Below are 24,055 nucleotides of genomic sequence, written 5' to 3' on the forward strand. Positions count from 1 at the left end.
AAATCCCGGCGTCAGTTTGCCAGGTGCGGAGTATCGGTACAGCGTTGAACCGCTTGGTCGGTGTTGTGCATCGCTTGCGCAATCCGCATGCACATCGACGAAGCAGAAGACATACACAGCCGTGAAAGTTGTGTCCGCGATCCTGGGCGCGGGCGGCACGTGCGGGCGCAAAGGAGACGCGTGGACTGTTCCCGTAGCCATGCTTAGCATGTTCGGTTCGACGACGTCGTGCGGCTGCACAATCAAACTTGACATACGCCTGCTCGTCCGGGCTGCGGCGACGGGCAAAGTACGTCCCGCCCTACTGCCCACCGATCCTCTGCCACAGCCAACGCGCCACCGCGGCGGGCGAGGAGTTCGCATTGCTGCCACTGGCGCGCAAATTAGCTTCGCGCATTGTCGCGATGTCGATCCGGCCAAGCAGCGGCTTCAGCGCCGCCTGCAACGCCGCATCATGCGCCCGCCGAGGTGCCAGCAGCAGGACCGCATCATAGGGCGGGATCGCGTGCTTGGGGTCGGCCAGCGTCACCAGGTCGTATTCCTTGATCCGCCCCTCGCTGGTGTAGCCCGCAATGACGTCAACGTCGCCGTTCGCTACTGCCGCATACATGAAATCCGGCTGCATCTGTCGTTGCGTGCGGAATGAGAGTTCGTAAGCCTTGTGCAGGGCGCTCCATTCGGGGCGCGAGAAGAACTCGTAGTCGCCCGCAATCGACAGTGTCGGCGCGTGCGCGGCCAGGTCGGTGATCGAATGAATACCGAGTGCATCGGCGCGCTGCCGGGGCATCACCAGCGCGTAGGCGTTCTCGAAGCCGAGCGCGCCGAGCAGGGTGATGTCCTGCTTTGTCAGGATATTCGTCAACTCGGCGAGCAAGGCTTCGCGCGGCGGCATATCGGTGCGGTGAAACTGGTTGACCCACAGCGTGCCGGAATAATCCACATAGACGTCGATGTTGTTGGCCGCGAGTGCCTGGAAAATCACGCTGGAGCCAAGCCCCTCGCGCGTCGAGGCCTGCAATCCCGTCGCCTGGAGCCGCTGCCCAATCAGCGCGGAGAGCACATATTGCTCGGCAAACGTCTTGGCGCCGATGACGTAGGCCGATGGGGTCCGTGCCATCGAAGGGATCAGCGTCGCCGCGACCAGTGCGGCGATCCCGACGCTGCCGAGCATGGTGCGGAGCCGTTTGCGCTCGCGCAATCCGCGCTCGATGAGCGTTAATAGTTGATCGACCGCGAGCGCCAGCAGCGCCGAGGCGACGCAGCCGAACAGCACGAGCACCCAGTTTTGGGTCTGCAAGCCGGCGAAGATGTAATTGCCGAGGCTGGTCTGCCCGATCGGCGTCGATAATGTCGCGGTCCCGATCACCCACACCGCCGAGGTGCGAATGCCGGCCATGATCACTGGCAGCGCCAACGGCAATTCCACTGTGAACAGCGATTGCCGCGCCGTCATACCGACCCCTTGCGCCGCCTCAATCAGCGCGGGATCGACGCCGTTCAGCCCGGTGATGGTGTTGCGCAGCACCGGCAGCATGGAATAGAGCGCCAGCGCCAGCATGGCGGGCAAAAATCCGAACGCGGAAAAGTCGAAGCCGAACCAGTGAAGTGTCAACGACGCAATGGCGAGCAGAAGCGGGTAGAACAGCGCGAGCAGCGCCAGTCCTGGCACGGTCTGGACGACGCTGGCAAGGCCCAGCAGGATGCTGCGGATCACAGCATCGTTGTGTGCGAGGATCGCGAGCGGCAGGCTGATCACAAGCCCGAGCGCGAGCGCTGCCAGGCTGACCTGAACATGGCTGCCAAGGTAATCCGGCAGGTGCGCCGCAGCGTCGCGCCAACGAGGGTCGGTCAGGAAACTCATCCCGCGCTTGCTCCCGGGAGCAGGGCGTTTAGCCGCTCAGCCTGGCGCCTGGGCGTACGCAATAGCTCCGCCACATAGGGGTCGTTATTGTTTGACAGCTCAGCCGGCTGGCCTTGCGCCATAACCCGTCCGGCCCGCATCACCGCGATGCGATCGGCAAGCAGCAACGCCTCTGTCATGTCATGGGTGACCATGACCGTGGTCAAGGCGAGACTGCGATGCAGCGCGCGGTACTCCTCGCCGAGGGTATCGCGGGTCAGCGGATCGAGGGCGCCGAAGGGTTCATCCATCAGCATGATGCGGGGGCGGGCGGCGAGCGCCCGCGCCACGCCTACACGCTGCTGCTGCCCGCCCGACAGTTCATGCGGAAGGCGATCGCGATGGAGGGAGCGATCGAGCCGCACCAGGTCGAGGAGCTCGTCGACCCGCGCGGCGATCTCGGCGGTGGGCCAGCCGAGCAGTCTCGGCGTGACGGCGATGTTGTCGAAAACGCGCATGTGTGGAAACAGCCCGCCGCTCTGGAAGACGTAGCCTATGCGCCGGCGCAAGCGCACCGGATCGATGTCGCGCACGTCCTGGCCCTCCACCATGATGCAGCCGCTGTCGGGATCGAGCAGGCGGTTGGCGAGCCGCAACAAGGTGGATTTGCCGGAGCCGGATGCGCCGACGATCGCCAGGAATTCGCCCGCGGCAATATCGAGCGAGACATCGTCAACGGCTGTGATGCGTTCGCCGTCGTGACCGTCGGCAAAGCGCTTCCCGACATGGGCGTAGGGCGATCAGCGGTGCGAGTGCCATGGTTGGACTGGACCTGTGCGCGAGTGTCCCGAATCCGAACTTCGCTTCATTCTGCGGGAAGGACGCTCGCAAGTCTATGCGGGACTGCCGCGACACGAGGCAAGACGGTTGGTGGCAATGGCGTCGCCGCACTCCGGTACGAAACGTACGGTTGCGCTTCTCATGCGCTTTGCAGAGGGGGACCTTCGTGGCGGCCGCGCTCTTCGCGCCAAGCTAGGCAGAGCGCAGTGGTGAGCACAGCTTCCATCCCGTCCAATGACCTCCACACGTTGAACGCTCCCCTGGCCATGGTTGCTTTCGTCGCATGTAGAGCGCCTCCTAAACGTGGAATACGGGAATTGGCCGGAATCTTGGACCTGTCGAGCTCCCTATCAGCCAGGCTTTCGCTGCCGATGAATGTCGCACAGCAGTTAAGTGGACGGTGAATCTCGGCTTGGAGCAGGCAGGAACGCGTCTACCGTGTATGTTCCCGCCGCCATTGCGGGCGGCAACTTGGGGTTAGTGCTGTGCCAGGTCGGCGGCCATTTGTTTGGCAGGTGTCCCCACATATTGAGCTGTCCCAGGGCGTCGAACAGCCCAAGGTATTGATAGTAGCGCACGCCTTCGACATCACTCGAGATCGGGCAGCCAAGCGTCACGACGTGGAGGTCTTGCGTTCGCTCCGGCGGAAGGGAACGGATCGCATTTCCAATCTGCAGGGCGCCCTTGCTGTGTCCAACCAGCAGCCTGAACGGAGTCTCGCGATGAAGGAGGAGCGCGTGCAGTACGTCCGAGGAGCCGGACCCGTGGCGAAAAACGGGTGCGCCATGAAGCGTCTTCGCGTCCGGTGTGGACGCCGACAGTTGACGGCCGATGCTCGCGGTCCGGGGCGTGGCATTGGCGAGAGTGTTCTGGATCAGGCTCTTTGCATGCACATAGTCGTAGAGGCCGAAGCCGAACCACCCTCCAAGTGCCTGTAGCATGACGTCCGCCATGCCGTATCCGGGAACAATCGCAAGCACGGGCTTTCCGAGCGCGCGAGAGATGTCCCATGCCATCGCGGCGCTGCCGAGCGCCGAGCTCCCAACTCCCGTAATCGTGGCGATCTCGACAGCGCGCGTCTCCGCGTGAGGCGAAGCCAGGAACAGCTCCACATCTGTATATCTGTGGACGTAGGGCGCGGTATTGGCGTCGATCAGGAGAAGTGAGCCTTCCGGATCGCTGAGCGCATCGAACTGGACGATGCGGGAAGGAGGTTTCTCCTCACGGGCTCGCATCGGCGCGTCTCTTTCGGCAAGCTGAATAGCCAACGCCGGCACGTTGTAGAAGATGAGGTCCAGCATCGTGTTGAATAACCGGCAGGCCCGGACGGCAGGCTCAACCAACTGTGGCGGGGGCTCAAAAAGATTGAGATAGGATCGTTCAGGTCGGGGCGCTTGGTTGTCTCCGAACGGCATCGTAAAATACTCCTCGCAGGTTGCGTTTGCCATACGACCCGTTTGCATGAAGCGCTGGCGCATGACGTCGATCGCACAATTGAGACGTTCTGAATTGACGGCCCGGCCAAGCAGAATCGCGACGTCCACATGGTCGAGTAGAGGCGGCGGCTTACGGGGTTTCGAGCACCTTGAGGGCGGCCGTGGCCGCCTTTTGCACCGCCTCTGGGTCAGGCGCCGCCGCGCCACCGCCGCTGAGGGTTGCGGCGAGTTGCTCGGGCGGAGCCGCCGGTGCAGCGGCGCTCAGCGCAGCCTTTGCGTCGGCAATCTTCGTCGCCAACCTCTCACGCTGCTGGACGGCATCGTTCCGCGCGTTCTGCGCCTGGTTCATCTGGTCCACCGCCTGCTGCCGCTCATTCCGAGTGTCATTAACCTGTTGCCGGAGTGTTTGCTCGTTCTTCTCTCCCGGTATCCGGCCGAAATAATAGCCGATGATCACTGAGATAATTGGCGAGATCTGGACCACTAACTTGTCATTGCCCGGCGGCTGCAGTACGCCAGCGAGCGCAAGCACATACAGGGCTACGAACACCGCCGTCAGCACGACGATTACCCAGTCCTTCATATTCATCTGACCCTCCCGACCTTCATGACGCAGACACGCGAGCGACTCCGAGGTCGCCGTAAACCGCATAGAGACGCCACGTCGGATCGGGATCGCCAGCCATATCCGCGTGTGCAGCGTTCATTGCTCCGGCAATGCTGAGGCCCTTGCCCAGCAGGCCATCGAAGAACGCGGTCGCGAAACGCAGCGCCGTCGCGGTGACGACCGGGGCCAACGTTCCGATGTAGGCCGAAGCACCAGCGGCCAAAAAACTGCGAGCGAAACTGGTGAATCCGGCCGCGCCAAATGTCGCCGCCGCCGACGAACAGGCATTGACGAACACCAATGGCTGTTTTGGAAGCGCGAAAGTGCGGATTTGGTGCGGCAACAATTGGCCGCCGAGGTTGTTCTCGATTCTAAGATACAGACTGCCCGAGGACTCGACGATGCCGTGACAGAGAAAATGAATGATGTCGGCCTGGGGGACGCTGTCCCTGAGCTTTAGCAGGTTCATCGGCTCGCGAGCGCCGCCGGTAACGTTGGGGACAACGTCAAGACCCTTATTCCTGGCGACGTTGACGACTTCGAGCACCCCGTTCAGCGTGGTTGCGTTGGAGGCCACGCCGTCGCCGACCACATACACAAGCCTGCGTTTGGTCTGCGGTGATGCGGCCACGTTGGCGGCTGTCCTCGGAGAGCCAGCTGCGCCGGTGTCGTCACGCACCGGAACCCGGACGAGCAATATCGGCTCCTTGAGAGTGGACTGGGCGGCAGTCTGAAACGCCAGCTCCCAAGGAACGGCGTCAAGCTTCGGGCTCTTGAGCACCCATTGTACCACCGCATTCGCGTCGAGGCGGGCCAGCACGGTCCGCGTCTGCAGCGAGATCAGATTGTCTACGATCTCGCGCGCAATGCCATGGAAGTCCATAGCCAGCAGCTCCAGCACCTGATCGCCGCTCGCGACCCCAACCTTACGCGGGTTGCCGAGATTCTTCTCGATGCTTTCGATCCGCGTGCTCGCCGCGGCGAGGGCATTGAGCACCGCGAAAGCGTCGTAGTCGTCGCGAGAGCTGCCGAGCGGCACCAGCTCTAGTTGGCCCGACTCGTTCAGCGCCGGCATGTGAAATTGGATGCGCGCAGGAGCTTCATTGGTGAGCGACAGTTGGATCGTTGGACCGATATACGGCGCGGCTCCGCTGTCGCCAGCTTCGCGGAACAACATATCGCGGCTCTTCTCGAGAATGAGTGCGCCATCACGGACCTCCGCTCGGAACATGACGGCGATGCTGCCGACAAGGCGAAACTCGTCGAAAATCGTGATGGCCACTTCGCCTTCGCCGTTGATCGCGTGCAGCGCCATGACCCGCAGGCGGGCTTCGTCGCTGTCGCCATTGCGCGGAACGCGAATCGTCTGGACCTCGGGCTCAACCTTCAGGGAAGCGGACTGTGAGCTCACGTGCAAAAGCAGCGTTGCATGTTCCTTTCCAGCGGGCACGCGGATATCCAGACTGCGTGCGGCGTCCTCGGCGCCCTCCACCCGAAGCAGCAGGGTGATCTCTCCTTGGCCGGGAGCCTTGCGGTCGGAGGCGTAGTCGAGACTGGTACGCCGTTTGATGGCGGTGAACTGCCGCGTCGTCTCCGACGATTCCTTCCGGCTAGTCGGTGAGTCCTCCGGCAGCGTATCCAATTCGATGTCAGGTGACAGAGACAGCACCTCGAAAGAAGCCGGCGATGACGCAAATCGCCCAGCGGCGGCGGCGGGCAGCTCCTCGATCGTCTTTAGTGCCTGGAAGAGCGGTGGATCGTGTCGCTTCACGCCGGCATAGGCGCTCCGGCGAACCGACGTGTCGGTGTCGCCGGCTAGATACCCCAAAAAAGGCATAGCCTCGACCCAGTCGGCACGGGCGAGACGATTGGCAAAGGTTCGACGCACCGTCGCATCAGCGTGATCGATAATGCCCCGGCACACCGAAATGACTTGTTCGGCGTCGAGCGTCAGCTGGTGTCGGTTACTAGGCTTGCCGTACTCTAAGTCGAATGGCCCGTGTTCGGCGGCGGCAGCGATAATGCCATCGAGCAGCTTTTGCCGACTGCTGGTCGAAATTTCCGGCAAGCATGTCATCAGGGTTTCGACCGCACCTAGCGTGACCGTCGCGTCGCCCAGGACGCCAACACCAAGGCGGCCAAACACACTCTTAGCCACGGCCGTCTCCCGCTCGCGTCAGCGATCCGCGTCGCTTCGATTGCCATGGCCGTGATACGAGGCCTGATCCGCGCCCGTCCGGCATCACGAGCACAACAGCATGGACGTCGCGTTCGGTCATAGCATTTCTTTCCTCGACCGCCTGCGCTTCTAGGCAGCCAATAACTTCCTGACAAGCGAGCTTACATCCTTGCTCTGAAACGATACGTCTGAGCGGAGCCTCATTGTCTCTTCGGCCGGCTGTGAATTTCGCAGACCTTGCCGTCGCCAAATACCTATGGTTTGTGCAGTGTCTGGTTCAGGATCATCGCCAGCCGCACGCCCGCCTTGCCCAGCTGGATTCCGACGTCATTTGTTGCGGTCGTGACGTAGTCGTCCGTCAACCGAAAGCTTCCACGCGCGTTGGGAGCTGGAAGCTGCCCGTACGCATCGTCCTTCGACAGCGCGAACGTCTCCTTGGCCCAGTCGGCGGGGGTCCCTGATTGCCACTGCGTCTGCTGATCTTTCGTGATGTGCCCGATGAGATCGGAGGCAATCGTCTGTGGATCGGGTCCTAGTTGGGTTACGAATTCGGTGTCCCAAAAATGATGGAGATTGCCTGCGCTGAGCCCGGCTGCCGAGGCCCTCTTGGCATTGCCGCCGCGATCGTGATCATCTGAGCTGTGCAATGGCTGGTGCACGTCGCCGACGAAGTGAAGTAAGAATTTGAGCGCGACGACTTGTTCCTCGATATCTGTGGCGGGGTTGGCGAGTTCGGCCGCGAATTGATCGATCTTGTCGACAACACAATCGGATGCCGGCCCATCGGAGGCGGGCGTCCCATTGGGAACTGGGGGATGATTAAAGCAGGCATCGTCAAGGTTCGGAGCCGTGATCTCGATGTCAACGAAATGCCACTGACGCGTCCGCTCGCGAGAATTGTTGACGTTCGTGTCCCGAAACTTGTCCGCCCAAGTGGCCGCGGACGCAATATCGTGCGCTGTGAGCGAGTCGGTATCGGCGGCAAGCAGTGCATTGACGCGCTTGCGCACATCTACATCAAGGAATGACTGCGCTACGAGCGCTACAACTTCGTGACCTTCGTCGCCCCAGGCAAGCGCGTGACTTATTTGAAAACAGCTGAGAGCCGCGCCGCAGGCAAGGATGGCCAGGTTCGTCGCAAACCGAATCATAATCCACTCCTCAAATCGTTGGCGGAACAACGAAGATCAAAATGCTCGGTTAGGAGCGGGAAATGCCGTCAAGCTCCCTTTTCTACGTTCGAAGCGGTCAGAAGAGCCTCGTCGCGAAAATACCGGGACTCTCTCATGGATAGAAGCAATGTGAATAAACAACCAAAAGAGATTGTCAGTTTCCATCCACGTTTGGGTGATGGCGCCGTTGCTCGCGCGATGCCGGGGTCATTTATTGTTCTGGCTGCGCCCTAGGTCGCCGCGTTCCAATACAGCAACGAATCCGTGTGACCGAATCTCAGTCAGAGAAAACGCCAGATTCCATTGGTCAAAACTACAGAACAAGGTCGTCTCGCATGCAGCGATCACTTCGCGATCATTGGTCGTCTCAATCCGTCACTTCGACGATCATCTCAACCTCCACGGCGTTGTTGAACGGAAGGCCAGCCATGCCGACGGCAGATCGCGCGTGCTTGCCGTTCGCTTCGCCAAAGACCTCCACCATCAAATCTGAGAAGCCGTTGACGACCTTCGGTTGGTCACCAAAGCCCTTGCCGCACATGATCCGGTCGATCAGGCTACGGGTATCTTCGGCCGTGCGTGCGGCTCACACCCACGGATGATGAGGCTGTCCAAAACGATCTGCAGGCCAGTCGGGCGCTTGAAGGTGCTCTTCGCGATCTGCAAGACAAAATGAAGCGTTTCAATCTTCCAATGCTTGTTTTGGACGCCGGAACCAAGGCCGCTACCGCGCTCGATATATTCGTCAAGATGAACACATCCGCCGTGCCGCTGAACGCCTTCGACATCATCGTCGCGCAGTTCGAAGCCCGGTCCGGGAAGTCGATGCACGACCTCATGATTGATTTGAGGGAGAAGTGTCCCGCTCTGGAGAGCTACGCCTCGCCCGAACAGATTGCGCTTCAGACAGCGGCGCTGCGTGCCGACAAGTCTCCCGGTCAGGCGAGCTTCTTCCAGCTTGACCTGTCGAGCATCGATACCGCCTGGGATGATATCTCCGAGGGTATCAAATGGGCGGTCCAGGTCCTGGAGGAGGAGGGCATCTACGATGAACAGCGGTTGCCGACGGTAACGGTCATTCCGGTGCTGGCAGCGTTGCACAAGGACCTGCCGAAGGCCTTGGACGAGCACGGCAATGCGCGCGCGGTGGTTCGCTCCTACATATGGCGTTCGTTCATTACCTCGCGCTATGAGAATGCTTCGTCTACGAGATCACTGCAAGACTACCGCGCGATCAGAGATCTGTTGCTGAAGAAAGGACCTCGAGGTGCGGCTCCGGTTTTCAGCGATACCGATTTTCCGTTGCCGTCGATTGAGGAGTTGATCGAGGCAGGATGGCCCAAACGCAAGGAGACGCTGGCTCGGGCAATTCTCGGGTTGTCGATCAAGGCCGGCGCCTTCGACATTGCCGATGGCAATCAGGCGACGAGGGAGCGCCTGAAAAACAGGGAATACCATCATCTGTTTCCGGATTCGTTGCTTCGTGACGACGGCCATCTCCAGGAAAAGGAACGCAGCCGTGCGCTTAATTGCGTTCTTATCACGATGAGCACCAACAGGAATATCTCGGCCAAGGAGCCTTTGAAGTATCTGGCCGAAAGGGTAGACCGGGCCGAGTTGGGTGAAGCGATCGTCCGCGATCGTCTGCGCTCCCACCTCGTGCCCTTCGACGAACTGAATGTCGGTGGCTATGCAGTCATGCCGTCGGAAGGTGAGCGGGAAAAGAAGATTCGCGCCGACTACGATGCGTTCCTTCGCAAGAGAGCCGGGATGGTTCGGAAAGCGCTTGAGGCGTTGTCTCAAGGCCGGAATTGGCCGAATGAGGCCATCAGCGAAGTCGCCGCATCTTAGCGGCCAAGGCAGCGCTTGAGGTGCCTGGCGCGTGAAGTGGCTCCGCATTGAGCGACGAGCCACACGGCGCTGTTTAGCGGCTGGCCAAGTACGCTTTACTACGCCGCGGGTCGCGGATGTGCACTAACTAGGGCGTCTCCCATGTCCGTATTCGGATGACTACCGGTGCCCGACCTGCGGCAGGCACTTCGGGAAGCATATGTTCGGCCCCATGCCGATCATGTGGATATGGATTGGCACTGATGGCAAACTCTACTGCTTCGCACCCCATGCCAAGATAGGCGCTCCGGAGTGATCGTTCTTTCTCGCCCCGTTGATCGCGGGGCTGTCTTTTGCACCATCCGGTCGTGCTTTAGCGGCTTGGCCAAGCCTCACTGAAATAGTTGATATTGCCTAAGCAGCGCCAGAGCGAATGAGTTCGAGCTTCGCAGATACATCGCTCCATCGTTCTTTGATGTAACGGCAGTCTGAGTTCTATTCACCCGAGATCGTTACCGCTGGCGCCGTGACCAGAGTCGAGGCATTGCATTTGAGATAGTATTTTCTGCCGTTCGTGTTTGGATCGCTGTTGTCGCTGGTAGAGAACAGCAACGCCAGCCCAAAACACTTCCACCGGCCCCCGGATCAGCGTCCGCGGCTCTTCAAAAGAAGGCGAAGTAACATACTCATGTTCCTCTCGCATCGTTACGGATAGCGTTTCGATAAGCGCATGCGAACTTCGTACGAAACGAACCGATGTGCGGACGAGCCAGCAAGCACGCTGCAATCGAGGGCATAACGGTGCGTTTCGCACCGTATCGTCTACGACGCTAGTGACCCACTCGCGCCCACATCTAAATCACCGAGCGTACGCAAGCTTTTTCTTGAGACGTCTTTCACGCAGTACCTCCTTATTGCGCCTGTTACATGCGTGTTGTCATATCCCGGTGGGGATACGAGGGGGCGTATATGTCACGAGTTACGGAAGACCTGATTGATCAGGTCTACGAGGCTGCGGCCGTTCCAGGACTTTGGGACCGCGTTCTTGATCGGGTTGCGCGCCAGTTCGGCTCCATCGGCGGTTTGCTGTTCACGCACAACTCTCAGTGCAACGGCTGGGCCGGCTCTTCCATCATGCGCTCCTTGTACGCCGAGTTCGTCGAAAGAGGGCTGGAGCCTTACAACCCGCGCACTGAGCGAGCGTTTGCAAGGACTCATTGCGGCTTCATTGCCGACCATGAGCTTTTCACGCCAGACGAAATGGACCGGGACCCCTTCTACCAATACCTGCGTAGCAAAGGAGGAGGCTGGTGCGTTTGCACGGTCATTCGGGCGCCGAGCGAGGATCTCGTTGTCTTCAGTTGGGAGCGTCGGTTCGAAGAAGGGCCGTTTTCTGCAGAAGCTGTTGCCGCCCTAGATCCGTTGAGAGCTCACCTAGCTCGGGCGGCGCTCATTTCAGGACGATTGGGCTTGGAGCGGGCGCGGGCCGCGACCGAAGTATTAGGTCTCATCGGTTTGCCGGCCGCCGTTCTTTCTCGCTCCCATCGCTTGTTGGCTGCCAACAAGCTACTCGACGACCTTGTCCCGCAAGTGATCCAAGATCGAAGAGTTCGGATCGGTCTGGTCGATAAGCGGGCCGATAGTTTGCTTGGGCTGGCGCTGAGACACGTTGCTGGTCAATCAGCCGATCAGGTGCGTTCAATTCCTATCGCTGCGACCGAGGATGCTCCTGCCTCCGTTGTACATATCGTGCCGGTACGAGGCGCGGCGAATGATATCTTCGGGACGGCCTCCTGTGTCCTCGTTCTCACGACCGTTTCGCAGCAAGCGATCGCAGCCACCCAAGTCATCCAAGGATTGTTCGATCTCACGCCGGCGGAAGCGCACGTTGCGCACGGAATTGCTGCCGGAAAAACCGTCGATGCCATAGCGATGGAGGTTGGAGTGGCCGTTGGTACCGTCAGGCAGCAACTAAAGGCCGTCTTCGGCAAGACGGGCGTCTCCAGACAGGCTGAACTCGTTGGCATGTTGGTCGGAAGCGCTTTGCGATCCTCTGGCCCATCTTGTGCGCCGTAGAGCGCCGGCTTAGGTTGGGGGCGCGCTAATGCAGATCACCGAGCAACTGATCGACGATATCTATGAGGCTGCCGTTGTCCCTGACAAATGGCAGGATGTTTTCGATCAAATCGGACGTCCAATTAAATCCATTGGAGGAATACTGTTTACCGCTAATAGGCAGTTTTCGGGATACGTTGCTTCGCCTGTTCTGCGGCAGATGTACGAAGACTTCATTGCGGATGGCTATGCGGCGCTGAACCCCCGATCACAACGTGCGATCTCTAGAAATTATCCGGGCTTTGTTGGGGACTACGATCTGTTCAGCCCGGATGAGATGGACAACGATCCCGCCTATTCGTACTTGCGGCGCAAGGGAGTGGGCTGGTGCGCCGGGACCGTGGTTCAGGCGCCGAGCGGGGACGTTGCGATCTTTAGCTGGGAGAGGAGATTTTCGGATGGGCCAGTCAGCGCAGAGGCAATCAGCGCACTCGGCCCACTGCGTTCGCACCTCGCACGCGCATCGGTGTTATCAGGCAGGCTGGGTCTCGAGAGGGCCAAAGCTGCTGCCGAAGTCCTGGGATTGATAGGTCTGCCATGCGCGATCCTGTCTCGTTCGAATCGGATATCAGCAGCCAACAAACTGTTCGATGCTCTTATCCCTAACGTCGTCCAAGATCGACCGTCTCGCGTCGCTCTCGTCGATCGCCGTGCGGACACCCTCCTGAATGCATCACTGTTGCAGCTCAGTTGCCATGTTTCGGGAACGCTTCGTTCGATTGCAGTTGCAGCAACAGAGGAAATGTCGGCATTGATTGTTCATGTCGTTCCGGTGCGCGGCGCCGCCAATGATGTGTTCAGCTTAGCATCTTGCGTGCTGATCGTAACCCACGTGAGTCAACCGGCGATCGTCTCGCCCGACGTCATTCAAGGGTTGTTTGATCTCACGCCCGCTGAGGCGAGAGTTGCCCGTGGAATTGCTGCGGGAGACACTATCGAGGGCTTGGCGATCAAGTCAGGTGTGACCGTCGGCACAATCAGGCAGCAATTGAAGTCAGTCTTCGGCAAGACAGGTGTTTCCAGGCAAGCTGAACTCGTCGGCATATTGGCCGGAAGTGCCTTGGACCGTAACGGAAGAAAAGACGCTGGACATGGATAACGTTTCGGAGAATGGCCGGTTCGTTGCCGCGATCGAGGCCATTTACAATTCCGCACCGCAGCCGTCCAATTGGCCGCTCGCGTTGCAGGCCATCGCCGACGTCTTCGGAGCAGTTGGAACTGTTCTGATGTGGCGCCGGGACGATGGCACCTTTGGAACAATCCCTTCACCCAGGCTTGCCGCTCTCCAGGAACCCTACCAGGAGAAGTGGTGGCGCCACGACATTCGCGCCATCAGAGCTGTGGAGCAAGGATACGTCAGGCGCACGGAAGCGGTCACGGATCGCCATCTTGCGACGCCCCAGGAGATCGAAGAGCATCCGATCTACACCCAGTTTCTGATTCCGCATGGCCTTGGCTGGGTCGCCGGTGCCGGAATCTCGCCGGATCCGCTGATCGATGTCTGGATCGGCGTCCAGCGTTCAAAGGCAGAAGCGCCGTTTTCGGATGAGGAGCTTGAGGTACTCGCGCGCCTGGCGCGCCACGCCGAAAACGCGCTGCGCCTGAGCGTGCGGCTGTTTGATGCCGACATCTCCAAGCTGGCGCTCGGTGATGCGCTCGCGCGCATCGGTATCGGGGTTTTCGTCCTCGATTCGAGCAAGCGGATCATCTTCTCAAATCCAGCAGCCACCAGCCGTCTCGGCGGCGGCTTGGCGATCATCAACAACCGGCTCTCCGCCGGCCGACCGCCGGAGCAGCGGGATCTTGAGGCCGAAATCGACCAGGCACTCTCGGTCTATCCAAATAGCAGCTCCAGCAGGCCTATCCTGGTTCGCCGGGAAAGGTCTGATCGACCTCTCGTTCTGTATGTTCTCCCAGTTCTCGGCGCGAGCCTACAGGATGCGGCAACTGATTTTCTAACGCATGCGCGCGTGATCGTTTTGGCGGTCGATCCCGTGGCCAACGCCAAGGCGGATCCCGCAATCGTCCGCGATCTTCTCGGCTTGACCCTGGGTGAAGCGCGTGTGGCGGCTCTCGTTGGGTCGGGGCTTTCACCTGTGGAAGCAGCCCAAAGGCTAGGTATCGCCGAGGGAACTGCCCGCGTCGTGCTTAAGCGCGTCTTTTCCAAGGTCGGAGTGTCGCGCCAGAGCGAATTGGCTGCGCTCTTGGGCAGGATGGTTTTGCAGTGCGGTTGAAAGTGCGGCCCGACGAGCCCCGTCACTTAAGTGATTAAAGAGAAACTGATGGAGTGACCATTAGCATCCGGCTTGCCGTATCCCAAATGGGAGGTGATCAACCGAATCTAACGCTTCATTGTCTTCTTGCGATTGCGGACCTTGGCAGGCCCTCTTGATTGGAAACAGGGGCGGAGTGGGGTATCGGCCTTCCACATCCGAAGTCCGCTTTGCGACATGAACACATGCCGGATCGATCAGAAGGAGAGACCATGTACAGAGGCGCCCTAGCGATCTTGTTGCTTCTCGCTCAGCCTGCTGTTGCAGGCGAAAGCGACAAACTGTACAGCAGCACTTTAGACGTGCGGACTGTTCTTAGTTTCAAGGTAGCGGACTCGGCCGCGCAAAAAATGCTGCCAGAAGGCTGGCAGATAGAGGCGCCCGATACCGGTCCGTCCAAGGGATCCAATCTCTCAGTCGTCCTGATTGACCAGCTCTTGGCTCAAGATGCCGATGGCAAGCCAGTGGATGCGGTTCGGGGCGCCGTGCTGGTCATACCAGCCAAGAAGCAAGGGATGGCAAAGGCTGTACGAATGGTAGTCGGCGGCCTGTTTTCGCCGGCGAGTTACGCTCCAGGCCCCTATGGCAACTATGTCTCCGCGAAAGCTGCCTTGGAGAGAAAGACTCACAGCGATGTTGCCGGAATGACGAATGTCGAGGAGTCATGGTCCTTCACGACAAACGGGGGAGATTCGGTTCAGGTCGAGGTTCAATATACCCGCGGCGTGCCTGAACGGGCCAACTTCGAATCGTTTGTCTATTCAGGAGCCAAACCAGATTTTTATCGCGTATATCGCTATGAGCAAGCCGCGGACGTGGTGCGTAGCACCGTAACAGGAACAGATCGCGCGCGGAAAGTTTCGTTCAAGGCGTCGGGTCGCCAGCTTGCGCCTCTGTTCGATGGTTCAGAGCAACTCATCAGCATTACCGCGATCCCTTGGTACTCGCGGCGGATCTTCCTTCCCGGATCATAAGCCCCACACTTACAAGGAAGCCCCGTGTAAATCGCGGGGTTCCTTATAGGGGATATGCCGCAGTCGCGTTTGGTGCCTCTTTCAGTTCGCTTCGCACCCGTGCTCGAACACCAAGGCTGTGATGGTCGCTTTGTTCCCGAGCGGCCAGCATCAGCGGACTGGACTAGGGCATCTCCCAATTGGGATATGCATCGCTGGACAGTTTGAGTCAATCAACCCGCGACGCTCACTCGCTGCATTAGCGACGGGTGAGCGGCGGCGGGCACCTTATGGTTCTCAGCACGGTTACGACGAATGTCCCTTTCTTGCGCGGAGGCGCCAGAAGAAGAACTCCGACATCTTGCCGACTATAGCGATTTGAGCACCTTCGATCCTGAATTTGATAATATCCATGTTCAGTCCGCTTTCGTTCGCAGCGCTAGGCGCTGTCTGCATGTTACTCGGCGGTGCACTTGCCTCGATTGCAGATCTGCATTCGTCACACGCAGGATCCGTGCAGATCTGTGCGGGGGCGTTTCTTATCCTCGGTCTTGGTTTGCTCGGACACGCCTTGCCGCATTTTCCCTGATTGTTGGGTGCAGCAGGCCATGCAGCGCTCCACTCGGGTTCGCCGATGCAGAGCCCTGCAGTATGCGCGGGTGCTGAGGAGCCGATATCACCTCAATCCTGGTTCCACTTCCCGCTGGGGCCGACGACATATGCAGCAGCCGGCCAACGAAAAGACTAGGGGCAGTCTTAGTTTCGAGCACCAGAGGGCCTGACCGCGAGAACATGCGAGACGAAGAGTCGCAATTTTTCAGGAGATGGCAAAGCAATCCAGGTCGATGCTAGCAGTCGCGACTAACGGCGGCGACCTGGAGAAACCGCGCGTTAGAAATCGACGCCGGCTCGCCGCGCCGATCGTTGCTTGGCTACGCCGTGCGTGCAATCATGCGCGATCGCGGAAGAGTCGAGGGATTTCCCTTATCCGATTGGTTGCGAAGCGACATCGGCTTAACGGAAGACTACACGAAATCAGCGTCTGACCGAATTGACCAGATGAGGCGAAATCATATCGGGTGGCTTTAGCTGTGCCGGATAGGCGCGCATCCGCCGCGATATCGGTGCGCAAGCGTGATATCCCATATGGGAGGCGCCTTGACCAAAACCATATGCTTAAAGACCATATGTTTATGAGTCTTCGCTGCAGACGCCTTGAGCGGAGGAGAGTAATGCCGTTGCCTGTAAACCGCCGTCACATGCTCGCTGGCCTTGGCGCCTCGATCGCCGCGCAGTGGCTTGCGGCGGACAGCGGCCACGCCGGAGAGGCTTGGCCGACCCGCTCCACGCACTACGTCAACGGCTTTCCGGCCGGAGGTGCCACCGACACGCTATCGCGCCTGCTCTGCCAGAAGATGAGCGAAGTGTCCGGCCAATCGTTCGTGGTCGAGAACAGGGCTGGCGCCGGCGGCGTGCTTGGCGCCGATGCGATCGCGAAGGCGCCGCCAGACGGCTACACGGTCGGGCTCGGCGGTATCGCCGCCAACGTGCTTGCGATCGGCTCCTACGCAAAGCTTCGGTATCGCCCGCGCGAGGATTTCACCTTCATTTCCGGGATGTGGCAATTGCCGAACATCCTCACGGCGAAGAAGGACCTATTCTCCGCTGACCTGAAGGAATTGCTCGCGGCGTTCAGGAAGGAGCCGGGCAAATACACCTACGCCTCCGCCGGCTTCGGCACGTCGCCGCATCTCTCCGGCGAAATGATGAACTCGATGGCGGCCGTTCATGTCCGCCACGTGCCCTACAAGGGCGGCGCGCCTGCGCTGAACGATCTGCTCGGCGGCAATGTCGATTTGTTATTCGACAACTTGCCGGGCGTGCTGCCGAGCGTCACGCCGGCGCGATCAAGCCGGTCGCCGTCACCTCGAAGACGCGGCTGCCAGAGCTTCCCGACGTGCCGGCGATGGCCGAACTCTTGCCCGGCTACGAAATCACCTCCTGGCCGCCCTGATCGGCCCCGCGAACATCGCGAGCGAGGTCGTCGCGCAGGTCAATTCGCTGACCGTGAAGGCGTTGAATGACCCTTGGCTGCAAGAGCGCTACGTCCACCTCGGCGCCACCGCGTGGCCGACCACATCGCAGGAGATCACCGCCTATCGCGACAGCGAGGAGGCACGGCTGCTGCCGATCATGAAGGCGGTCGGCATCAAGCCGGAGGGCGGGTGAGGGCAAGCGAGTAGGCGGGCTTACGGACCAATATCGATACACGCGGCGGAGCAGCAGGCGTAAAGGGCAATCGGGGCTCCTCCTGCTGCTGTGCAAAGAGAAAAACAGGAGTCATGCCAATTGCCAGGCGCCTGAAAAGCGTGAAACGTCTTCACTTCCACCTTCGCCGTTTTCCGCAGCACCCCCAAGCCAAATCTGTCAGTGAGCGCGTCCCGCTGGAACTCCAGCTTGGCGCGTCCAGGGGCGCCATAGGAGCGCTCGATCGGATGGGCCCCAACTCCATCCGACCAAGACGCGCTTGGTAGACTTCCGGTTCAAACGCCGAAGCGGGCAACATCCCACGACGCACGAGAACCGCATTCTCTTTCTTGGCGTCATTTACCTCCAGGGAGGAGGCCTCCGGCTGCAATGGATGCTGCTAGGCCAGCCAATACTCCCACGATCGCCCAAAACACTCCTCCCGAAGTTGCAGATGCTTCTTCAGAAGTTAATTCGGTTACACCATAGGCTGATATGTCGGCCTTCATTGTTATCCCCTTTTTAAGTGCAAGCGCGAAGCTGAAGCTTCCGCCTGGCAGAGACAGAAAATCAAGGAACGTGCCAACCCTGCCAGATAGCGCCCCACATAAGCCGCTCTCCATTTTGTTCAAAGGCTTAATCGAGAGAGTGTGGCCACGCCGGCCGTACATCTCCTTGTCCGAGACACGACAAACCGGACAACAGGCGGCGCGACCTGGACGCGAAGGTGCGCGACGCTGCCATCCGCACAATCTTTTCCTTGAACCCCTCGCGAGTCCTCGGGCGTGATCTCCGCATCCGCATCGCATCGCCGAGGTGGTAATGGCGGTAGTGCTTGTCTCGGGCTGCCAAAAGCTTGAGAGGCCTTCACCTTTGCCGATCTTTCGTCAACGAGCGTATCTCGAAGGGAAGGGGGGCGTGGGGACCGCAGCCGTCGTGTTTGCGGGCGAGAAGAAGTGGGAATGGCCGCCGAGGTCATGGAAAAAACCGGGCGGGCTCTCGGTGTGCTTCTCGTTATTGGTGCCCCTGGTCGTCCCTTTCATATCTCGATGAGTGGATCGGCACCGACATGAAGCGCGTCGAAGACCCGCGCCTTCTGACCGGGCAGGGCCGCTATGCTGACGATGTGAGCCTGCCTGGCATGCTGCATGCGGCCACTCTGCCCAGCCCCCATGCGCACTCCCGCATCATATCGATTGATGCCTCCGCGGCGCGTGCATTGCCGGGTGTCGTTGCGGTGATGACAGGCGAGGACGTGGCGAGGTCGACGGGGCCGTTGCCCTGTTTTTCAAACCCGCCTCTGGAACAACGCTGTGTTGCGATCGACCGTGTCCGTCATGTCGGGGAGCCGGTGGCGATCATCGCGGCTGACTGCCGTTATATCGCCGAGGACGCGGCACGTCTGATCGAAGTCGAGTACGAGCCGCTGCCACCGATGAACGATCCGCGCAAGGCGATGCAAGCGACGGGGGAGGGCGTTCTGCATCCTGCGCGTGGCGACACCAACGTCGCAATGCACCGCAAGTTCTCTTTCGGAGACGTTGCGGGCGACTTCGCCCGCGCAGAGCGGGTTGTCAAACGTTCGCTCCGCTGGTCCCGGTCGGGTGCCCAGCCGTTGGAGACCTGCGGCGCCGTCAGCGAGCACGACAGCGCGACGGGTAAGTTCACTATTCACGTGAACAGTTCGATGTACAATTATGTGGGATGGCTTCTGGCGGTCACGCTGGGTGTACCGGTCCACAAGCTCAACATTGTGCCTACAATCGCTGGCGGCAGCTTCGGCTCAAAGCTTTTCCTTCACAAGGTGCCGGTGATCTCGGCGGTTCTGGCTCGCGAAACCGGGCGACTGGTCAAATACATTGAGGACCGCGCCGACAACATCCTGGCTTGCGACCATCACGGTTCGGACCGCTTCTATGATTGCGAGCTGGCGCTCGATCATGACGACATGATGATCTCGATGCGCTGCAAGGTCGTTGACGACTACGGCGCCTACTTCCAGTTCGGTATCGGGCATCACGGCAACGCATTGTCGCAGATCACCGGTCCTTATCAGATCGGCAGTGTCGAGGCGGACATCACCGCCGTCATGACGAACAAATGCCAGCAGGGCGCGTATCGCGGCTTCGGCTCGGAAGTGTCGAACTATGTCATGGAGAGAATGGTCGACGCGGCGTGTGCCGAGTTTGACCTCGATCCAGTGGAGTTCCGGCGCAGGAATTTCATCAAGCCCGAGCAGTTTCCCTATTTTATCCCTACCGGCAATCTCTATGACAGCGGCAATTATCCCGCCGTGCTCGATAAGGCGCTGCAGATGCTCGACTACGATGGCTGGCGGAAGAAGCAGGAAGAGGCTCGCAAGGAGGGCGCTACATTGGAATCGGACTTGCTACCTGCCAGGAGCGCTCGGTTTTTTCGGCAACCGAATTCTGGATGCTGAACCACGAAGCCGGTTTTGCGCTGACTTCATCGCCCGAGGGGGTGAAGGTCAAGATCGATCCGACCGGCAATGCCGTGATTACCCTGCAGGCCCCCTTCTGGGGCAACAGTCCGGAAACCATGGCAACCATGCTCTTGGCCGAGCATCTGACCATCGATCCTGCAAATATCTCTGTCACCTACGCTGATACCGACAACGGCATCGTCGGCACCGGGCCGGGAGGAAGTCGCTTCACAGTGATGGTGGCCGGGGCAATCGTCTCTGCCTCTCAAGTGATCAGGAAGAAGCTATTCCTCCTCGCCGCTCACCTGCTGGACGCCGACCCTTCCGACATGGAATTGTTCGACGGAAAGATCAGGGTCAAGGGGCGGCAAGGCGTTGAGAAGTCCATCGCCGATCTTGCAATGATGGCGCATTTCTTCCGTCTCTTGTTTCCGGACACGCCGGAATTCGACACTGGACTCGATGCTTCCTGCACCTACGATCATCCGCTGACAACCATGCCGTCGGAAGACCGGAGGGATCTGGGCATCTTCTATCCGATCATGGGCCACATGTGTCACATGCCTGTCGTCGAGGTTGATGTTGAGACCGGCCAGGTCAAGTTTCTCGACTATGTCGCGGTGCATGACTGCGGCACGATCGTGAACCCGATGACACTCGCGGGCCATGTTCGGGGCGGTACGGCGCAGGGGATCGGTTCAGCGATCTATGAAGAGTACAAATATGCCGACGATGGCCAATTCCTGAACGCAAACTTCGCCGACTATATCCTGCCCAGCATCCACGAAGTGCCTTCGAACATCCGGGTTGGCCACGTGGTTACGCCATCCCCCTTTACTGAATATGGGATCAAAGGCGGTGGCGAGGGTGGCAGGATGGGCGCCCCGCCGGCCATTGCCAGCGCAATCGAGGACGCGTTGAAGCCATTCGGAGTGAAAGCGGATTTCTTGCCGCTGACGCCGGCGAAGCTGCGTGGCTTAATTCGTCAGGCGACGGTGAACCGGTAGTCGATCGCATCCGCCGGCGGCGCATCGTTCCGCGCATGACGTCGCGCCAGTCGAAGAACACCGCGCGGTTGAACGTCGTGGGTATTTCCACATGAGCCGGTGCGGCTGCGGCTCCTATAGTGAGGTAGGACCGCATGGCTTCGATCAATTTCGCCTTGAACTGTGTCTGTTCTGCCTTGATGTCTGCTTTGGTTGCTCCCGGCGCCAACGTGAAATGCAATGGCCACGATTTCTGCCGCAGATGCCATTCCGATTTTGCAGCTGGATCTCATGGCATAGCCGATGAGCCGCAGGAGCGGCGATACGGCCGAGCATGTCAGCGAGGCACGCCTGCGGAACCTTGGAGACAACTTCCAGCCAGAGGCCTTCGGCATTCTCCATCACACCGCGCAAGGCGGCATTCGCCGGAAACTGAGCGCGACCAAGTGTCGATCAACTATCCTCTCCTGGGCGGTTTAAGAGGCGCGCGCTTACGACCTTCATGCAACGTATTTGGGGCTTTGGCGCGTTTGGAATGCTGAACAACCAATTCGAATGGATGAACACCCAGCGCGTCGGCGATGCGATCGAGGATATCAATTGTCGGGCTTTTCGATTGCCGCTCGAGGCTCGCCAAGTAGGAGCGGTCAATCCCAGCCTCATAAGCCAGCTTCTGTTGCGAAATGCCGCGCTCCACGCGGATCCGACGCACATTTAGGGCCACAAGAGCACGAGCTTTCATGCGCCGATCATGTCTGCGCCCGGATATTTAAACCACTGGCTATAATCCAACTATTTGAGTCGACACACGATCCATCAGCACACCGCATGGTCGACATATCGCAACGCTCGCAACGCGATCGAGCAAGTGCTTTTAAAAGAGGTTAGAATCTCTATGGGGGAACCTGTAGGAACACTATAAAAAGCCCACAATCTCCAGCGATCCTTGCCGGCTTGAGCCGGGAGACTGCTATGCCATTCGACGCTGCACCGAGCGATCCGACCCTGACCCCGTATGACCGCGAGTACGTCGTTACCTACATGCGTCTATTGGATGCGGATGCGGACGGTGCCGACTGGCGGGAAGTCGCGGAGGTCGTGCTGCAGATCGGTTCCAAACGCGAGCCGGAGCGCGCCCGCCGCGCCTATGAGAGCCATCTCTCCCGCGCCAAGTGGATGAGCAGACACGGTTATCGGCAGCTCTTGCGGAGCGGCTGGACTTAACCTTCGATCAGGCCGTGTAGGACGGCTTCCGCGCGCATAGAGACGGCCATGTAATGCCGCGCGGCCTTGGTGGACTTGTGCCGATCCGGATCATTCTCGGCGATATCAGGATCTGCGAGAAGGCGCTGCAGTCGTGAAATGTCGGAATGCGGACAAAGCGAGCACAAAGTGGTGCTAACTTTCGAGTATTCGCTGGCACGAACAATGCACACCCTCGACGTGCCTGGGGCATCCTCCCTCCCTTAGGCATGGCTGCCATCGCAAGTTGAGGCCGTGGCTGGCCAGTGAGGTTAGCGGCGCGTGACATAAGGCAGGGACGGCGCCTGCTCGGCCGATACCGACGGACCTCTTGTCACGTCGCCGCTAACTTTCAACGCTGTGAACAGCGTGTTTGTGATCCGCGTAGAATTTCCGCGTCATAGAGAGAACAGATGGATCCGGGCGGCAGGTGAAAAATGGCAAGAAAACGCGCGCGGCCTGGCCCGTGGGCGCGACCCGACTGGTATGGCTGGCCGATTGGGGGAGCAGTGGCGGAGGGCGCGGCGATTGGCTTTGTCGGAGCTGCGGCTGCGGCGACATGGGCGGGTGCGCCGCCGGCGCCGGGCATGTGCTGGTACTACACCGATCCGTCCAAGACGCAGGACTTCTGGGATTACTGTCCTCGATAAGCATATGCGGGTGGACCGCCATCTTCCAGATCGACCTCGGGCGCGCTGAGTCTCCGCGGGATATTCGGACCGACGGGATGGTCTGGATTCCGGGTGGTACGTTCCGCATGGGCTCCGATCATCATTATCGGGAGGAAGCCCCTTCGCACCGGGTCAGGGTCGACGGCTTCTGGATTGACCGTACCCCGGTCACCAACGCGCTGTTTCGCTCGTTCGTGAAGGAGACCGGCCACATCACGGTGGCCGAGACAGCACCGGATCCGGCACACTATCCCGGTGCGCTGCCGCATATGCTTTACGCCGGTTCGCTGGTGTTTGAGCCGCCGCACCGGGTGCACAACCTGCGGGACTTGGGCCAATGGTGGACCTTTATGCGGGGCGCGAACTGGCGCCGTCCCTACGGTCCGCGCAGCAACATCGATGTACTCGGCGATCATCCCGTCGTCCACGTCGCTTATTCGAACGCGCTCGCCTATGCCAAATGGGGAGGCAAGGAACTCCCCACTGAAGCCGAATGGGAATTCGTTGCACGCGGTGGGCTCGAAGCCGAGGAGTACGCCTGGGGCAATGCCCTGACGCCCGGCGGCAAGCACATGGCTAACATTTGGCAGGGCAGCTTTCCGATCCAGAATCTCTGCGAAGACGGCTTCGATCGCACCTCGCCGGTGACCGCATTCCCAGCGAACGGATACGGCGTATGCGACATGATCGGCAATGTCTGGGAGTGCACCGCCGACTGGTGGTCGGCCCGCCATGAGGCCGGCGCCGCGAAGCCCTGCTGCATCCCGCAGAACCCGCGCGGCGGCCGCGAGGCGGCGAGCTACGATCCCTGCCAGCCCGCGATCAGGATTCCGCGCAAGGTCCTGAAGGGGGCTCGCATCTCTGTGCGCCGAACTACTGCCGGCGCTATCGCCCCGCGGCTCGGCAAGCCGAGCCGATCGATGCGACAACCGGTCACCTCGGCTCTCGCTGCGTGGTGCGGTCGCCCGTCCCTTCTCAACCACCGCAAACGCCGTTTGAAAAGTAGAGGGAGTGTTGAATGAGCAGTGACAACCACAAGACCGTCGAAACGGAGCGGGTGATCAACCGCAGGAATAGCCGTTTCCGTACGACCGTTCGTTCCTCCCTTGGTCTTGCGCTGTGCGACCTTTTCCAGGGGCCGCGTCAAGGCGCGACAGCCGCCGACATAACCGATGCCTCCTCGCCTGTTGCGATGGGCGGGCGTTCAGTAAGGAGCTGACA

The 24,055-nt window shown here is 60.0% G+C and carries 19 protein-coding genes and 2 pseudogenes; 13 read left to right on the top strand and 8 right to left on the bottom strand.

Features of this window, described 5'->3' with window-relative positions; translation table 11 throughout:
- Positions 1-301 precede the first annotated feature (301 nt).
- From ACVWZM_RS21840 to ACVWZM_RS21870, 7 genes and pseudogenes are all read right to left on the bottom strand, one after another.
- Positions 302-1,861 (bottom strand): ABC transporter permease/substrate-binding protein, encoded by a 1,560-nt coding sequence (locus tag ACVWZM_RS21840; RefSeq protein ID WP_456854704.1) that lies wholly within the window; start codon positions 1,859-1,861, stop codon positions 302-304.
- Complete coding sequence (locus tag ACVWZM_RS21845) at positions 1,858-2,586, bottom strand: ATP-binding cassette domain-containing protein (protein WP_456856736.1); 729 nt, start codon at positions 2,584-2,586, stop codon at positions 1,858-1,860. Before ACVWZM_RS21845 ends, ACVWZM_RS21840 begins: the two co-directional genes overlap by 4 nt.
- A gap of 483 nt (positions 2,587-3,069) precedes the next feature.
- Positions 3,070-4,158, bottom strand: a complete 1,089-nt coding sequence (locus ACVWZM_RS21850) for a hypothetical protein (protein ID WP_456854706.1) — start codon at positions 4,156-4,158, stop codon at positions 3,070-3,072.
- A gap of 88 nt (positions 4,159-4,246) precedes the next feature.
- On the bottom strand, positions 4,247-4,705 hold the full coding sequence (locus ACVWZM_RS21855; RefSeq protein WP_456854708.1) for a hypothetical protein: 459 nt from the start codon (positions 4,703-4,705) through the stop codon (positions 4,247-4,249).
- 16 nt (positions 4,706-4,721) lie between these two features.
- Complete coding sequence (locus ACVWZM_RS21860; RefSeq protein ID WP_456854710.1) at positions 4,722-6,881, bottom strand: CHAT domain-containing protein; 2,160 nt, start codon at positions 6,879-6,881, stop codon at positions 4,722-4,724.
- Positions 6,882-7,156: 275 nt separating this feature from the next.
- Positions 7,157-8,053, bottom strand: a complete 897-nt coding sequence (locus ACVWZM_RS21865; protein WP_456854711.1) for a S1/P1 nuclease — start codon at positions 8,051-8,053, stop codon at positions 7,157-7,159.
- 388 nt (positions 8,054-8,441) lie between these two features.
- A pseudogene (locus ACVWZM_RS21870) lies at positions 8,442-8,600 on the bottom strand (RidA family protein); the annotation flags it as partial.
- A gap of 146 nt (positions 8,601-8,746) precedes the next feature.
- Between ACVWZM_RS21870 and ACVWZM_RS21875 the strand changes: the two are divergent.
- The 9 genes from ACVWZM_RS21875 (at position 8,747) to ACVWZM_RS21915 (ending at position 20,942) form a co-directional block, all read left to right on the top strand.
- Positions 8,747-9,925, top strand: coding sequence for a hypothetical protein (locus ACVWZM_RS21875; RefSeq protein ID WP_456854713.1), 1,179 nt, complete (start codon positions 8,747-8,749; stop codon positions 9,923-9,925).
- Positions 9,926-10,873: 948 nt separating this feature from the next.
- Positions 10,874-11,980 (top strand): helix-turn-helix transcriptional regulator, encoded by a 1,107-nt coding sequence (locus tag ACVWZM_RS21880; RefSeq protein WP_456854714.1) that lies wholly within the window; start codon positions 10,874-10,876, stop codon positions 11,978-11,980.
- A 28-nt stretch (positions 11,981-12,008) separates the two neighbouring features.
- Positions 12,009-13,118: a helix-turn-helix transcriptional regulator gene (locus tag ACVWZM_RS21885; RefSeq protein ID WP_456854716.1), complete on the top strand. Its 1,110-nt coding sequence runs from the start codon at positions 12,009-12,011 to the stop codon at positions 13,116-13,118.
- Entirely contained in the window at positions 13,111-14,253 is a 1,143-nt protein-coding gene (locus tag ACVWZM_RS21890; RefSeq protein WP_456854717.1) for a helix-turn-helix transcriptional regulator, read from the top strand. Before ACVWZM_RS21885 ends, ACVWZM_RS21890 begins: the two co-directional genes overlap by 8 nt.
- A 251-nt stretch (positions 14,254-14,504) precedes the next feature.
- Positions 14,505-15,266, top strand: a complete 762-nt coding sequence (locus ACVWZM_RS21895; protein ID WP_456854718.1) for a hypothetical protein — start codon at positions 14,505-14,507, stop codon at positions 15,264-15,266.
- A 1,211-nt stretch (positions 15,267-16,477) separates the two neighbouring features.
- Positions 16,478-17,329, top strand: a complete 852-nt coding sequence (locus ACVWZM_RS21900) for a Bug family tripartite tricarboxylate transporter substrate binding protein (RefSeq protein ID WP_456854720.1) — start codon at positions 16,478-16,480, stop codon at positions 17,327-17,329.
- Complete coding sequence (locus tag ACVWZM_RS21905; RefSeq protein WP_456854721.1) at positions 17,322-17,474, top strand: hypothetical protein; 153 nt, start codon at positions 17,322-17,324, stop codon at positions 17,472-17,474. The genes ACVWZM_RS21900 and ACVWZM_RS21905 overlap by 8 nt, the downstream gene beginning before the upstream one ends.
- A gap of 1,087 nt (positions 17,475-18,561) precedes the next feature.
- Positions 18,562-19,932, top strand: coding sequence for a xanthine dehydrogenase family protein molybdopterin-binding subunit (locus ACVWZM_RS21910; RefSeq protein WP_456854723.1), 1,371 nt, complete (start codon positions 18,562-18,564; stop codon positions 19,930-19,932).
- Positions 19,872-20,942 (top strand): xanthine dehydrogenase family protein molybdopterin-binding subunit, encoded by a 1,071-nt coding sequence (locus tag ACVWZM_RS21915; protein ID WP_456856737.1) that lies wholly within the window; start codon positions 19,872-19,874, stop codon positions 20,940-20,942. Before ACVWZM_RS21910 ends, ACVWZM_RS21915 begins: the two co-directional genes overlap by 61 nt.
- 436 nt (positions 20,943-21,378) lie before the next feature.
- Here ACVWZM_RS21915 and ACVWZM_RS21920 read toward each other — a convergent pair whose 3' ends face one another.
- Positions 21,379-21,663 carry a helix-turn-helix domain-containing protein gene (locus ACVWZM_RS21920; RefSeq protein ID WP_456854724.1) on the bottom strand — a complete coding sequence of 95 codons (285 nt, stop codon included), beginning with the start codon at positions 21,661-21,663 and terminating at the stop codon, positions 21,379-21,381.
- A 230-nt stretch (positions 21,664-21,893) separates the two neighbouring features.
- Between ACVWZM_RS21920 and ACVWZM_RS21925 the strand changes: the two genes are divergently transcribed.
- The 4 genes and pseudogenes from ACVWZM_RS21925 (at position 21,894) to ACVWZM_RS21940 (ending at position 24,053) form a co-directional block, all read left to right on the top strand.
- A complete protein-coding gene (locus tag ACVWZM_RS21925; RefSeq protein WP_456854726.1) occupies positions 21,894-22,145 on the top strand; it encodes a DNA -binding domain-containing protein in 252 nt (83 codons plus the stop codon).
- Between the two features lie 455 nt (positions 22,146-22,600).
- Entirely contained in the window at positions 22,601-22,813 is a 213-nt protein-coding gene (locus ACVWZM_RS21930) for a hypothetical protein (RefSeq protein WP_456854728.1), read from the top strand.
- Positions 22,814-22,890: 77 nt separating this feature from the next.
- Positions 22,891-23,840, top strand: a pseudogene (locus ACVWZM_RS21935) (formylglycine-generating enzyme family protein).
- A gap of 12 nt (positions 23,841-23,852) precedes the next feature.
- On the top strand, positions 23,853-24,053 hold the full coding sequence (locus tag ACVWZM_RS21940; protein ID WP_456854730.1) for a hypothetical protein: 201 nt from the start codon (positions 23,853-23,855) through the stop codon (positions 24,051-24,053).
- Positions 24,054-24,055: the final 2 nt, after the last annotated feature.

Source organism: Bradyrhizobium sp. USDA 4501, from assembly GCF_054062115.1.

What these genes read in the sequence shown, in the direction of transcription:
- ACVWZM_RS21840 (WP_456854704.1), bottom strand. Translation starts at nt 1,861, where the DNA reads ATGAGTTTCCTGACCGACCCTCGTTGGCGCGACGCTGCGGCGCACCTG.
- ACVWZM_RS21850 (WP_456854706.1), bottom strand. Translation starts at nt 4,158, where the DNA reads ATGCGCCAGCGCTTCATGCAAACGGGTCGTATGGCAAACGCAACCTGC.
- ACVWZM_RS21855 (WP_456854708.1), bottom strand. Translation starts at nt 4,705, where the DNA reads ATGAATATGAAGGACTGGGTAATCGTCGTGCTGACGGCGGTGTTCGTA.
- ACVWZM_RS21865 (WP_456854711.1), bottom strand. Translation starts at nt 8,053, where the DNA reads ATGATTCGGTTTGCGACGAACCTGGCCATCCTTGCCTGCGGCGCGGCT.
- ACVWZM_RS21875 (WP_456854713.1), top strand. Translation starts at nt 8,747, where the DNA reads ATGAAGCGTTTCAATCTTCCAATGCTTGTTTTGGACGCCGGAACCAAG.
- ACVWZM_RS21880 (WP_456854714.1), top strand. Translation starts at nt 10,874, where the DNA reads ATGTCACGAGTTACGGAAGACCTGATTGATCAGGTCTACGAGGCTGCG.
- ACVWZM_RS21885 (WP_456854716.1), top strand. Translation starts at nt 12,009, where the DNA reads ATGCAGATCACCGAGCAACTGATCGACGATATCTATGAGGCTGCCGTT.
- ACVWZM_RS21890 (WP_456854717.1), top strand. Translation starts at nt 13,111, where the DNA reads ATGGATAACGTTTCGGAGAATGGCCGGTTCGTTGCCGCGATCGAGGCC.
- ACVWZM_RS21895 (WP_456854718.1), top strand. Translation starts at nt 14,505, where the DNA reads ATGTACAGAGGCGCCCTAGCGATCTTGTTGCTTCTCGCTCAGCCTGCT.
- ACVWZM_RS21900 (WP_456854720.1), top strand. Translation starts at nt 16,478, where the DNA reads ATGCCGTTGCCTGTAAACCGCCGTCACATGCTCGCTGGCCTTGGCGCC.
- ACVWZM_RS21910 (WP_456854723.1), top strand. Translation starts at nt 18,562, where the DNA reads ATGAAGCGCGTCGAAGACCCGCGCCTTCTGACCGGGCAGGGCCGCTAT.
- ACVWZM_RS21920 (WP_456854724.1), bottom strand. Translation starts at nt 21,663, where the DNA reads ATGAAAGCTCGTGCTCTTGTGGCCCTAAATGTGCGTCGGATCCGCGTG.
- ACVWZM_RS21925 (WP_456854726.1), top strand. Translation starts at nt 21,894, where the DNA reads ATGCCATTCGACGCTGCACCGAGCGATCCGACCCTGACCCCGTATGAC.
- ACVWZM_RS21930 (WP_456854728.1), top strand. Translation starts at nt 22,601, where the DNA reads ATGGCAAGAAAACGCGCGCGGCCTGGCCCGTGGGCGCGACCCGACTGG.
- ACVWZM_RS21940 (WP_456854730.1), top strand. Translation starts at nt 23,853, where the DNA reads ATGAGCAGTGACAACCACAAGACCGTCGAAACGGAGCGGGTGATCAAC.